At 47.8% G+C, this 13,449-nt stretch carries 11 protein-coding genes; 3 read left to right on the forward strand and 8 right to left on the reverse strand.

Going from position 1 to position 13,449, the window contains the following annotated elements:
- Window positions 1–97: 97 nt before the first annotated feature.
- Complete coding sequence (gene rpoE, locus MKX68_RS10440; protein ID WP_091039194.1) at window positions 98–667, reverse strand: DNA-directed RNA polymerase subunit delta; 570 nt, start codon at window positions 665–667, stop codon at window positions 98–100.
- 462 nt (window positions 668–1,129) lie between these two features.
- On the opposite strand from rpoE, the gene MKX68_RS10445 reads away from it, so the two are divergent.
- Window positions 1,130–2,284 (forward strand): S8 family peptidase, encoded by a 1,155-nt coding sequence (locus MKX68_RS10445; protein WP_340911322.1) that lies wholly within the window; start codon window positions 1,130–1,132, stop codon window positions 2,282–2,284.
- Window positions 2,285–2,567: 283 nt separating this feature from the next.
- Here the strand turns inward: MKX68_RS10445 and argS are convergent, their stop codons facing one another.
- The 5 genes from argS to MKX68_RS10470 all read right to left on the reverse strand — a co-directional run bounded on the left by argS (window position 2,568) and on the right by MKX68_RS10470 (window position 8,091).
- Window positions 2,568–4,247, reverse strand: a complete 1,680-nt coding sequence (gene argS, locus MKX68_RS10450) for an arginine--tRNA ligase (protein WP_091020191.1) — start codon at window positions 4,245–4,247, stop codon at window positions 2,568–2,570.
- Window positions 4,244–4,669: a DUF1934 domain-containing protein gene (locus MKX68_RS10455; RefSeq protein WP_017691299.1), complete on the reverse strand. Its 426-nt coding sequence runs from the start codon at window positions 4,667–4,669 to the stop codon at window positions 4,244–4,246. Before MKX68_RS10455 ends, argS begins: the two co-directional genes overlap by 4 nt.
- 265 nt (window positions 4,670–4,934) lie before the next feature.
- Window positions 4,935–5,201 carry a DUF6171 family protein gene (locus MKX68_RS10460; protein WP_340911327.1) on the reverse strand — a complete coding sequence of 89 codons (267 nt, stop codon included), beginning with the start codon at window positions 5,199–5,201 and terminating at the stop codon, window positions 4,935–4,937.
- A gap of 2 nt (window positions 5,202–5,203) precedes the next feature.
- Window positions 5,204–6,685, reverse strand: a complete 1,482-nt coding sequence (locus MKX68_RS10465; protein ID WP_338589829.1) for an alpha-N-arabinofuranosidase — start codon at window positions 6,683–6,685, stop codon at window positions 5,204–5,206.
- A gap of 218 nt (window positions 6,686–6,903) precedes the next feature.
- On the reverse strand, window positions 6,904–8,091 hold the full coding sequence (locus MKX68_RS10470) for a WD40/YVTN/BNR-like repeat-containing protein (RefSeq protein WP_338589827.1): 1,188 nt from the start codon (window positions 8,089–8,091) through the stop codon (window positions 6,904–6,906).
- Between the two features lie 628 nt (window positions 8,092–8,719).
- On the opposite strand from MKX68_RS10470, the gene MKX68_RS10475 reads away from it, so the two are divergent.
- Window positions 8,720–8,851, forward strand: a complete 132-nt coding sequence (locus MKX68_RS10475) for a hypothetical protein (RefSeq protein ID WP_260986711.1) — start codon at window positions 8,720–8,722, stop codon at window positions 8,849–8,851.
- 307 nt (window positions 8,852–9,158) lie between these two features.
- Here MKX68_RS10475 and speB read toward each other — a convergent pair whose 3' ends face one another.
- Both speB and speE read right to left on the reverse strand, forming a co-directional pair.
- Window positions 9,159–10,028 (reverse strand): agmatinase, encoded by an 870-nt coding sequence (speB, locus tag MKX68_RS10480; RefSeq protein WP_017691305.1) that lies wholly within the window; start codon window positions 10,026–10,028, stop codon window positions 9,159–9,161.
- A gap of 15 nt (window positions 10,029–10,043) precedes the next feature.
- The gene (gene speE, locus MKX68_RS10485) at window positions 10,044–10,871 is read right to left on the reverse strand and encodes a polyamine aminopropyltransferase (RefSeq protein ID WP_017691306.1); all 828 of its coding nucleotides are present in this window, start codon (window positions 10,869–10,871) and stop codon (window positions 10,044–10,046) included.
- A gap of 412 nt (window positions 10,872–11,283) precedes the next feature.
- Between speE and MKX68_RS10490 the strand changes: the two genes are divergently transcribed.
- The gene (locus MKX68_RS10490; protein ID WP_340911334.1) at window positions 11,284–13,362 is read left to right on the forward strand and encodes a transglycosylase domain-containing protein; all 2,079 of its coding nucleotides are present in this window, start codon (window positions 11,284–11,286) and stop codon (window positions 13,360–13,362) included.
- The last annotated feature ends 87 nt before the right edge of the window (window positions 13,363–13,449 follow it).

The following is a 13,449-nucleotide window of genomic DNA, read 5'->3' on the forward strand; positions in this document are numbered from 1 at the left end:
TCATTCATAAGCCCATGCAATAGTTTACCCGTTACCCCGTCTGCTGTCAAGGCTGACTATTCCGGGGAAACGGGTAAATTATAGACGTCAAAAATGACTACCGATTATCAGAATCGTCGTCAAATTCATCCTCGTTTTCGGACTCTTCTTCGTCTTCTTCGAGGTCTTCATCTTCCAGATCGTCATCTTCAACCAGCACTTCTTCTTCGCTGTCTTCTTCGTCAAAGATGTCGTCTTCGTCTTCATCTTCTTCGTCTTCATCTTCGTCTTTATCCGGGCTGTCGAAGTCTTCATCGCTGTTATAGCTGTCTTCTTCTTCACCGAAGTCTTCATCTTCCAGATCATCGTCTTCATCGTTGATGATACGCGGACGCTTCGCACCCGTCATGGAATCTTCTGTTCCAGCTACCGGATACCAGCGCTTCAAGCCCCACAGACTTGTACCGACGCAAGCAAAACGGCCATCGATATTAATCTCGGTATATAGCTGGGCGATAAACTCGTTGATTTCTTCATCAGTCATTCCGCGCTGCTTCGCTACCTCATTCATCAAGTCACGATAGTAATACGGCGTATTAGCCGCTTTCAGCACCATAAAGGCAAGGTCCACCAAAGGGATCTCTTTTACCTTTTCTTTATCAATTTTCAAATTGAGCGAGGTACTCACTGCAGACACTTCCTCTCACACAAAATTCACTTTTTAACCCCTACGAACTGGACTGTTACGTATAACATATCCATTAACAAACCTAAGTAAAACCTATTTAGCGTTAAAAAGCAAGTTTTTATGTACGGATGTGACGCAAATGCGGAGAGCAGCAACAATATGTCCATATATTCAACGTGAAGTGACATCGAACCCACAAGAATATCCTCTTTTGCCAAAGAGACAACTCCATAATAAAAAAGACGGAGTCCCCTCCGCCTTCTGACTGTATACCCTTGGAGGATTACTCCTCACCAGGTTCCCCGCAAGAGCCCTCTAGCTCTCCATCCATCATATGTCCCTGCGCCCGTTTTGACACGAAGAGAATGTGTTTTTGTAAAAAAAGGGCAAGTTCCCCATGCGGCGGGATGAGCGCATTCATAGAATACCTCAGCATGTTCATCCCGAAGGGGGCTGCCCATTATGGACTATACTGGTTTATTGCATCAATTGATTGACGGAATGCGACGCCCTGAACCAGAACAGGGAGGGCGATATTTGATCCGATTTGCCAAACCGCAGCAGTACGAGGCCTGTCTCGTAGAATTGTCCCGAATGCGGAATGAATTCACCGACCTTGGGGCTGTCCGTTCCTCGCGACTGGCTCGTTCCATTATCGCTCCAGTCCAACGCCCGGAGGACCTATACCGCTATGCGGATGAGATTACGATTGAAGCAGACGTCCCCATCTCCCTCCATGCCACCGCACTCCACAACAAACCAAGTAATGCCCAAGGCATACCATGGGGAGTGAAGCAGATTCGGGCGCCCAAAGTATGGTCTGTGTCTACCGGACACCGAATTAAAATCGGTGTGATTGATACAGGTGCTGATTATCACCATCCTGATCTTCGTTATTCCCTGGCACGCGGAATCAATCTGTTAAACCGCAGCCTGCTTCCTCATGATGATAACGGACACGGTACCCATATTGCAGGGACCATCGCCGCAGCCAACAGCACCGCAGGCATGATTGGTGTTGCTCCACGCTCCCTGATCTATCCGGTGAAAGCATTTGACCACAACGGATCGGCTTATGTGTCCGACATTGTACTTGGCATCGACTGGTGTGTACGTAACAAGGTCGATATCATCAATATGAGCTTTGGCATGAAAACACGCAGCAAGGCGCTTCTTGACGTTGTCAATCGTGCATACCATGCTGGAATCGTTATTGTTGCTTCGTCAGGAAATGACGGCAAACGCCGCAGTATTGATTATCCGGCAAGGTATCCGCAGACCATATCCGTTGGGGCAACCGACAAAAACAGACGTATTGCGTCCTTCAGCAATCGTGGCGCATATGTGGATGTCTATGCACCTGGTGATAAGATCGTCTCCTCTTGGGTACAAGGCAAGCACCACGAGATGAGCGGCACATCCATGGCGACGTCCCATGTGAGTGGCGCTATCGCCTTGCTGCTCTCCAAACATCCGGGGTTGTCCCCGAGTGAAATCAAGACACTCGTCAAACGTGCTACGATCCCGCTGCGCGCCCGCAAGACCACCACCGCAAAAAGTAAGGTGCGTGGTGGTGAGATTGATGCCCTGAAGCTAATGCAGGAGGGCGGGGAGTGAGCCAGCTCTGCAAGAGGACAGCAGAACTTAATTGAGACTCGTTGCGAAACCCAGTAGCCCGGCCCAGGCAGTACGCACGAGGGAGTATACCTAGCGGCTGAGGCTCTAGGTTACGCCCGCTGTGATGTAAAGGTAGGCTAGTGTACCTTGGACCAGGCATTTCTTTTTCTTCAGCTAGGCTACACAACAAAAAAAGTCTCCATGTACCACGTTGAAGGCAATCAACGTGGACAGGGAGACTTTTTGCCTTAGACAGAGCGGCGATGTGCCGCTCGCATGGAATTTACATTTTGTCAGGAGCGGTTACGCCTACCAGACGAAGCGCCGTTGCGATAACGGTACGCACAGCACCGATCAGTGCCAGACGTGCTTGAGTTTGCTGCGCGTCTTCCGTAATAACACGTTCTGCACGGTAGTAGCTGTGGAACAGGGATGCCAGCTCGTATACATAACGGATGATACGATGAGGCGCATATCCTGTTGCTGCTGCAGAGATTTCCTCAGGCAGCTCTCCCATTTTGCGGAGAAGATCATACTCGTGCTCTGTTGTCAGCTTGGACAGGTCAATCTGTGCCAGTGGCAGCAGTTCAATACCTTGTTCTTCAGCCTGACGGTATACGCTGCATACACGTGCATGAGCGTATTGTACGTAGAATACAGGATTCTCATTGGATGTCGAAATCGCAAGGTCCATGTCAAAGTCCAGATGGGAGTCCATGCTGCGCATTGTGAAGAAGTAACGGATGGCATCAATGCCGACTTCATCCATCAGGTCTTCCATCGTTACAGCTTTACCTGTACGCTTGGACATCTTCACTTTTTCACCGTTCTGGAACAAGCTCACCATCTGTGCAATCAAGACCACCAGTTTCTCGGGGTCATTACCCAGCGCTTGCATTGCGGCTTTCATCCGTGGAATATATCCGTGGTGATCCGCACCCCAGATGTTGATCATCGTGTCGTATCCACGAGCATATTTGTCGCGGTGATAAGCAATATCTGGTGTCAGGTAAGTATACGTGCCATCGTTCTTGATCAATACACGTTCTTTGTCGTCACCGTACTGCATCGTTTTCAACCAAGTTGCTCCATCTTGCTCATAGATTTCATTGCGGTCACGCAATTCATCAAGTACTCGCAGAACTTCTCCATTGTCATACAGGGAAGTTTCGCTGAACCAGATGTCAAAGTTAACACGGAAGCGATTCAAGTCACGTTTGATCTTGTCCAGTTCCTTCTCCAGGCCGAAATCACGGAAATAAGCCGCACGGTCACCCGGATGCATGGACAGCAATTCGTCACCCTTTTCAGCAACAAGCTGCTTGGCAAATCCTTTAATATCTTCACCGTGATAACCATCTTCAGGCATCTCAGCATCCTGACCCAGCTCTTGCAGATAACGAGCTTCAATGGAACGAGCCAGATTAAACACCTGATTACCTGCATCATTAATGTAGTATTCACGGGTTACATCATATCCTGCGTAGTCAAGGATGTTACATAGTGCATCCCCTACAGCTGCTCCACGGGCATGGCCCAGATGCAGGCTGCCTGTCGGGTTGGCACTGACAAACTCCATCTCGACTTTGCGTCCTTCTCCGATGTTAATTCTTCCGTAATCTTTACCCTGCTCCTGCACAAGCGCAAGTACTGGATAAAGGTAACTCTTGTCCAATTTGAAATTAATGAATCCTGGGCCAGCAATCTCAGCCTTCTCGATTCCGGCTTCAGCCAGATTCAGATTGGCAATGATCTCTTCAGCAATCTGACGCGGATTGCGCTTGGCAATCTTGGTCAGCTGCATGGCAGCATTGGTCGCCAAGTCCCCGTGTGTCTTCTCACGCGGCACTTCCAATGTGATGGCTGGCAATTCGTCCTGCGTAACAATTCCGGCCGCCACAATGGCGTTGCCGATGGCCGTGCTTACCCGTTCGTTAATCGTATCTAGTGGATTACGTGTCATGAAATTGGTTCCTCCTGTATATGCAAACTAATCGCGAAATGTCCGGATTCTTCATCAAAGCGGTAAAAGTCGTAGCTCCACGCTGCGCGTGCGCTCAATCCCTGAATGGAAAGTTCCAGCTTCTGTGTATGCGTGGACAGGGCAAACGACATGTATGGCGATCGGTAGAAACCAGGAAGCTTCCGATTCAATTCAAAAGTCTGCTCCGATTCCACCTCACCATGACGTATAATCTTGATGGATTGTCCGCCCAGCTTCAATGTTGTACGGGTTGTACCTCCCTCAGGTCCAACCTGCGGTTCTTCATAACGAACATAAAGAACGGACCCTTTTAACACGGCTTCACCCTGCATTTCCTGCAGCACATCTTCACCTTCATAACGGCTGTGCAGCCGGATGTGTACCGGTCGCATGTTCGACATGAATGTTAACCTCCATTATATTCGAGGCGACGCAAAATCAGGCACGGCTGGTGAGAACAGCCCTTCCCGTATTGTTGTGTCGCTATACGCGCTCATATTCCCGGATAGCTCGCTATCCTACACTCTACTGTATAACTATATCCAGTTCCCTCGCTCAATTCAAATCCAAATTCAGAGTTTTTTCCTCATCAAGCCAAAAAAGAAGAGCCGCACCTGTAAAGTGCAACTCCCTTTTGCTTCATTATAATAAGATTCGTTCATCCGATCAGGCCCATTGCGATTCATAAGGAAAAGGACATGTCGACTCACTCAGCTTCGCTCGCACCTGTACGAGACAACCACAATGCCGACAAGTTGTGCCATATTGCAATCCCGGACAAGCAGAGCAGATGGATAGCCGACGTTCATATTCCTCATCCTGTACCGTCTCACGCGAGCGTGAGGCAATCTCCACAAGTCTGGCCATTTTGGCATCGCTAATCTTCACATCGTACTGATCATCACAGCCCTTGCAAGGTTCCTGCCTTTTCATCATTAACCCTCAACAGCGATGACCCCAACCGATGCTGGAGGAAGAACAAAACGCAAAGTGTTATTCTCCAGTGTGAGTCCCTCCCACGCCGCAGGCTGAACATGATTCGGCTGTTCAAAGGTATTGAATGCACCAAAATCAGTATGGTGCAGAATCTGCCCGGTTACTTTAGCCGCTTGAGCTGCGTCCAGCTGACACACAACTTCCAACTCATCGGTATGACTCAGATTACAAGCTGTCACATGAATGACCCCATCCTTGTTGCGGGACGCTGACAAGCTGAGCTGCGGAATGGTTTCTTCTCCGAAGGTATACCCAGGGCTTTCATAATTCAAATCCAGTCGCTGTGCATCCATATGAACCTGATACATATCAAATACATGGTACGTAGGGGTCAGGAGCATTTTGTCACCTTCCGTGAGCACAAGCGATTGAAGCACATTGACGATCTGCGCAAGATTTGCCATGTGTACCCGTTTATTATGTTGGTTGAAAATATTCAGGTTAACACCTGCAAGCACAGCGTCCCGCATCGTATTTTGTTGATAAAGGAATCCTGGATTGGTTCCCGGCTCAACGTTATACCACGTACCCCATTCATCCACAATAATGCCGACTCTGCCCTCTGGATCATATTTGTCCATAATCTCGGAGTGCTTCACCAGTAATTCATCCATATGGAGCGTCTTTTTCAAGGTGGTGAACCATTCAGACTCGCCAAATCCTGTAGCTGCGCCTTTATCATTCCACTCTCCTGTAGGGATGGTGTAATAATGAAGACTGATTCCATCCATAAAGCGAGCAGCCTCCCGCATCAGGACTTCCATCCATTCATAGTTGCCTTCGTTGGGTCCACAAGCGATTTTATAAATCTCGTTCCCGGAATAGTTACGTACATATGTAGCATACCGACGGTATTCATCCGCATAATATTCAGGACGCATATTGCCGCCGCATCCCCAGTTCTCATTTCCCACGCCAAAATACTTCATTTTCCACGGTTCTTCCCTACCGTTACTCTTACGCCAGTTCGCCATCGGGGATTCGCCGTCAAACGTGATGTACTCCACCCATTCCTGCATCTCCTGCACTGTACCGCTACCCAGGTTGCCACTAATATATGGCTCCGTGCCGAGCAACTCACATAATCTCATGAATTCATGCGTACCAAAGTGATTGTTCTCTTCCACACCACCCCAGTGTGTATTGATCATACGGGCACGCTCACTCTTTGGACCCACGCCATCTTTCCAGTGATATTCATCGGCAAAACAACCGCCTGGCCAGCGAAGTACTGGAATATTAAGCTTCTGCAAGGCCGTCAATACATCATTTCGAATCCCATCCGTATTCGGAATGGGTGAATCTTCTCCTACCCACAACCCCTCATAAATACAACGTCCCAAGTGTTCGGAAAAGTGACCATATATATTGCGATTTATTAATCCTTGATCTGAATCCGCCTTTAAAATAACATCAACCATGATTTCAACCTCCATATAATGTATTGTTATCGCTTACAATAACTCGTTTTAGAGTAGGTTTCAACCGTTTTTATTTCTAGACAAACAAGCCTCTTCCTGTGTAAATGATTAGGAAAAGGCCTGTTTGTTATAGAAATTCATGCAGAGGTATACCAAATTGATTTTTATTCATTTCTAATTTGGATTTGCTCCATTGTTATTTCAGAATAACAGGCTATTTAATCCTGCTCTGAAGGCAACAACATTTTTTGTGTCCACGTCGTTCCACCATCTGTAGTCTGATAGATCGCAGGAGAGTTATCACTTGTGACTACGAGCCAACCCGTCTTGGCCGATGGGAACGAGATACGGGAACTGTATCCCGGATCTTTCAGGTCAATATTTTTCCACGTGGAACCTGTATCATAAGAACGTCCAATACCCACTTTGCCAGCTGCGGGTGAACCTGCAGACAGATAAGCCGTCTGATTACCAATCAACGCCATGTTGCCGGGATGGCCACCCGGGTTGGCTGGTCCGTTTCCTTTGCCTGTACTATTTGTACCTGGTGCAGGACCTCCCCCTGCTGTAGATTGCGCAAATACTTGGGTCCAGTTCTTGCCTTGATTACCGCTCGCATAGAGGGAGTAGGATTGTTGGGACATGCCTGCATCACCATACAGAAGGGCCCATACTTGCTGGCCATGTGCATACAGATCTGCTCCGCTCCATGTGTCTGAGACAACTCGAAGAGAGGTGGTCCAGTTTTTGCCGCCATCACTCGTTTGCTTCAGATGATATCCCGATCCAGGTACAACCACGACGGCATACCCTTGTTTCTCTGTTGCAAAGGCAGCTGCACGCGTGTTGGCAGGTGTATTCATTTTACTCCAGGTTACCCCGCCATCCTTCGTCTGATATGCACCATTATAGGTGTAACCAAAACCTACATCTTTATTGCGAAAATCGATTCGCTTGAATTGAATGCCCGGCGTATCGAGCCGCGTCCAGTGAGATCCCCCATCTTTGGTACGGATCAGATAGGTTGCAGGTGAATCCTTCACTCGCGCCAGCGCATATCCGTTCACATTATTCGGAAAATCAAGCTGTGTGAATTGCCATTGTCCGGTATAAATGGACTGCCACGAACATCCTGCATTCGAAGTACCGATCAGGAAGCCTTCACCCCCAGCTCGTCCAGTTGTATCATTAAGAAAATCAATGTCAGTAAATTGCAGATGTTGCTCTTCCACACCGCTGCCCTTTTTCAATGTAGCAGATAGTCCATGATCTCCCTTTCCACATGCCTGCGAGGATGCAGCGTTAGCACCTGATAGCGTATGTACCGGTCCCATCCCCCAAGCCAGCGTTAACGATAATGCGAGTGCACCAATCCGTTTCCATGTCATTGTACTCTTGGTTGTCATCGTAACACCTCCTTCTATGGTTTTACCCAAATATGATGGTTCTAACGTAACAATCTGATTAACCCTGATGACAATTCCGCAAGAAAAAAACCACCTTTACCCATGATTGGATCATGTAGGAAAGGGTGGTTCATCACCAAACATTGTGTACTCTAAGTTAAATGGGATACGTCACCACAGCAAGGATAACAAAACTGATACTTAAGAAAAGGCATAAACTAAAATATATTTTGTTGTATTTATATTCCCGAATACTATATGCAGCAAAAAGCATGGCCAGATCAGCCACCATCAACGTGAAGTTGAGAAATATCGTCACTGCTAATACAAAATTGATGACAAACACTATAAAAACTGCAGTTAGCCACCTGGGATACATACTCAATTGAGTCCGAATCACACGCATTCACATCCACCTTTCCCTTCCTCTATTTCCATATTATACACAAATATTAAGATAGAGTCATACCGAGGCACGATATCTGCGTAAGAGGAGAGTCCATACGAACACATGAAATAAATGGTAGAGACAAGGGAACATACGTGCTATAATTCATGTTATGGACTTTTGAATATCGGTGGATGTTTTCCAGACCACGGCGTAGCTTCCCGAAAGGGGGTGACGTCGATGGTCAAACTTGTGGCGTTGCTTGATGTAATCCGATGGATTGCTGCGATCCTCAGTATTGTACTGAGTGGGCGAAAGCTTTACCGTTGGTTGCGCAAAAAGTTTCGTAACAAGCGAAAACCCACCTCATAAGGTTGGACGCCTGACGGTGGGTTTCGCTTGAATAGCATTATTTAGTTCATGCACGCCGTGGCAATCCACAGCCTTTCGGGTCCTAAGAGTCTTTACCGTTGACGCGGTGAAGACTCTTTTTTAGTATATGACCGAACCCGATCACCATATACTTCACGATTGTAATATATCAATTAATATACTACTGAATACTATGTAGTCAGTATAGCACAGCTCTGTCCAAAAGTTAACAATACAAAACGCCCTCCCCTGCGCAAAGTTGAACCCGCGCAGACAGAGAGCGTTATACTTATCGATTATTCTGTGATTATTTCACGAATCCAAGCAGCATTTCACGGATCAGCTTCGCAGCTACAATCTGTGTCTGTTGTGTTGGATCATAGATTGGTGCAACTTCAACCAAGTCACAACCAACTACATTTACATCAGATCCTGCGATCATATGGATGGCTTCCAGCAGTTCCTTGGACGTAATGCCACCCGCTTCTGCTGTACCTGTTCCTGGTGCTGCTGACGGATCAAGCACATCGATGTCGATGGTCACATACACCGGACGGTTGCCCATCTTGGGAAGAGCTTCTTTCATCGGAGCTGCCACTTCAAATGGATAGAAGTTGATGTTCTCGCGACCGTACTGGAACTCCTCACGGGAGCCGGAACGGATACCGAACTGATAGATGTTTTGGCCACCCATCAACTCAGCCGCTTTACGTACTGGTGTGGAGTGGGACAATGGCTCGCCTTCATAGTTTTCACGAAGGTCAGCGTGTGCATCAATATGAATCAGGATAAGATCCGGGTATTTCTTGTACATCTGTTGGATGACTGGCCAAGTAACCAGATGCTCGCCACCGAGACCAACTGGGAATTTGTCGTCAGCGAGCAGACTGCCGATGTATTCATGAATTACCTCAAGGCTGCGTCCCGCGTTACCGAAAGGCAAGAGCAAGTCTCCAGCGTCAAAGTATGTCATGTCTACAATGCTTTTGTCGAGATATGGGCTGTACTCTTCAAGTCCAACCGATGCCTGACGGATATGAGATGGGCCGAAACGGGAACCCGGACGGAAGCTGACGGTGTAATCCATCGGCATGCCATAGATAACCGCTTTGGAGTTCTCATAATCCTCAGAGCTGCAAATAAATACGTTTCCTGAATAAGCTTGATCCAGTTTCATTAATGATTTCCCCTTTTATTTCGTTAAATCTTCCACGAATTTAGGAAGTACAAATGCTGCTTTGTGCAGACGCGGAGAGTAATACTTGGTATCCATCTCCGGGATTTGAGTCTCATCCACTTCGAGCGGGTCATGTTTCTTGCTACCCATGGTGAATGTCCACAAACCACTTGGATAGGTTGGAATATTACAGCCGTACACATGTACGATCGGGAAGATTTCTTTGACGTCTTTGTTCACCTTCTGGATCAGATCCGCCTTGAACCAAGGGTTATCCGTTTGGGCAACGAAGATTCCGTCTTCTTTCAATGCTTCGTAGATGCCTTGGTAGAACCCACGCTCAAACAATGGAGCAGCAGGGCCTACAGGCTCGGTGGAGTCTACGATGATCACATCGTATTCATTTTTATGTTCAATAATATGCATGTAGCCGTCGTTTACGAGCACTTCAACATTAGGCTCGTCCAACTTGCCGGCGATTTCAGGCAAATATTTTTTAGAGTATTCAATAACTTTACCGTCGATTTCGACGAGAACTGCTTTTTCTACAGCAGCATGCTTAATGACTTCACGAATGACTCCGCCATCGCCGCCACCGACAACCAGAACTTTTTTCGGATTCGGGTGAGTGTTCAGCGCAGGGTGTGCCGCCATTTCGTGATATACGAATTCGTCTTTTACAGTCGTCATCACCATGCCATCAAGAAGCAACATGTTACCGAATTCTTCGGTCTCTACCATGGCCAAATCTTGAAAATCCGTTTTCTCTGTAACATAGGTCTGCTTAATCTTCGCGGTGATCCCGAATACCGGGGTCTGTTTCTCCGTAAACCACAATTCCATAATCTCTACCTTCTTTCCGTAAAGTTAATGATCAGCCATACCCGAACAAGTGCTATGCACTATAATCGGTTCGCCCAAGCACGTCCAGCGTTCGGCGCCATATCGCGTTATCATTGCTGGCCTGCGGGAAAGGTCCGCGGTTCACTTCATTATATAGATTAAATTGACCAGAGCGTGCAGAGCGTCTGACTAATCAATGAATCAATGACCATTCGTCTGTTCGTCCTTACGCGCTTTAGTATCTTGTGCCGAATCTTACCTTTTCATTACCCTTTTGCATTATACGCGATTGACGTTTATACTGCAAAACGGTTTTCAAGGCGGAAATGCTACATTTTGTTTGCTTATGCACCCGATTGAATATCCCTGCCAATCAAGTCCCATACTGGAAGAAAAGAGAGGAGCCCGTTCCATGACCAAGCCAAATCAAAAGACCCGCAAACGCGGGTTCCGTTTACGAAAATTCATTAAAAACCTGTCTCTGCTCGCCGTGCTCGCTATACTTGCTACCGCTGCAGGATTGGTATACCTATACGCAACCAGCCTGCCTCTCGCAGACTCTGACCGGAATTCCAGATTACTGGACAGTCAGGGTGAAGTCATCGCTACCTTCTCCGCAGGTGGCAAAGACTCTGTACCCGTTCAACTGGAGGATATCGCTCCAGATCTGGTCAATGCCACTCTCGCTGTAGAGGACCGCAAATTCTATAATCACTACGGGTTCGACGTGCAAGGGATGGGACGGGCTGTGCTCGTTAACCTCGAACATATGCAGATGTCGCAGGGTGCGAGTACATTGACTCAACAGCTGGCGCGTAACCTATATCTATCTCATGAGAAAACATGGACTCGCAAAGCCAAGGAAGCCATGTACACGGCGCAATTGGAGATGAAATACAGCAAGGATGAAATTTTGCAGATGTATCTGAACGAAATCTATTATGGGCATGGTGCGTACGGAATCGAAGCGGCTTCGCGAATGTATTTTGGCAAATCAGCCAAACAGCTGGATCTTGCAGAGAGTGCCATGCTGGCAGGAATCCCGAAAGGACCTACCTACTATTCACCCTACAACCATATGAAGAATGCCAAAGACCGACAGAAGATTGTGCTGAATGCCATGGCTGATATCGGTAAGATCACCCAAGCCGAAGCGGATAAGGCCTATGAGAAAATGCTTTCGTTCAAACCGGAAAGTGAGCGTAAAACGGTGGAAAGTGCCCCGTATTTTCGTGACTATATCCGGAATCTGGCCATCAAAGAGCTGGGAATCAGTGAAGCGATGCTGGATCACGGAGGATTGAATATCTACACCACCCTGGATCTGCGTGTACAAAAAGCAGCTGAAGACGCCATAGCGAAGGGTATGGATGCCAAAAGTGAGCTGGAGACGGCCCTCGTGTCCATCGACCCTCGTACGGGCTACATCAAAGCCATGGTAGGCGGCAAGAATTATCGCACCAATCAGATTAACCATGTACTGGCGACAACGCGCCAGCCAGGTTCGGCGTTTAAACCCATTATGTATCTGGCAGCCCTGGAATCCAAGCAACTCACCAGTGCATCCATATTTAACAGTGAACCTACCCTTTTTCACTATGACAATGACCGCAAAACCTATAAACCCGGCAACTTTGGAGACAAGTATCTGGGTGAGATTGATCTAAGACAGGCGATCGCCGCTTCAGACAATATCTATGCGGTGAACACCATTATGCAGATCGGTCCTGAGCAGGTTGTGAGTATGGCAAAAAACCTTGGCATTACAAGCAACCTGAGCGCCGTACCTTCTCTTGCACTGGGAACGTCACCTGTCAGCCCGCTGGAGATGGCGTCGGCCTTTTCCGTCATTGCTGCTGGTGGACAACGGACGCCACCTGTCGCCATTCTGCAAGTAACAGATGCCGCAGGACGTGTACTCTATGAATCGCCACAGACGAAAGCTGAGACCGTGGTGGAACCTGCAGCAGCTTATGTCCTGACTCGTTTAATGGAAAGTGTCTTCGAAAATGGGGGAACGGGTAACCGGGTATCTGCCGCGATCAAACGTCCGGTTGCCGGAAAGACGGGAACGACCAATACGGATGCCTGGCTCGTTGGATTCACACCGGAGCTCTCTACCGCCGTATGGGTTGGTTACGACCAAGGCAAAGCCATATCGACCTCGGATGGCCGCCGGGCAGCGCCGATCTTTGCCCAGTTCACAGAGCAGGCACTTGCGAGCGTACCACCCAAAATCTTCTCCGTGCCTGATCATGTCGTAAGTGTCTATATTGACCCGGAATCCGGCAAGCTGGCAGGCAACGGTTGTGAAGAGAAACGATTGGAAGTTTTTATTGATGGTACTGAACCGACAGAGGTATGTCATGGTACGACGGATGATTCGGATTCTGGAGAAGATGAGAAGACCCGTCAGGTACAGAATCAACAAGGCATACAGGAAGAGAAACATTCCTGGTGGGGAGATTTCAAACGTTGGTGGGTAGAATGACGTAAATGCGCAATGACTTAGTTACGTCACCTACGACCCCCGGTTATATTGAGGAATTGGAAATTCACTTCAGATGAAAACTCATAT

Source organism: Paenibacillus sp. FSL M8-0212, from assembly GCF_038004645.1.
In the GTDB taxonomy this organism is placed as follows: Bacteria; Bacillota; Bacilli; order Paenibacillales; family Paenibacillaceae; genus Paenibacillus.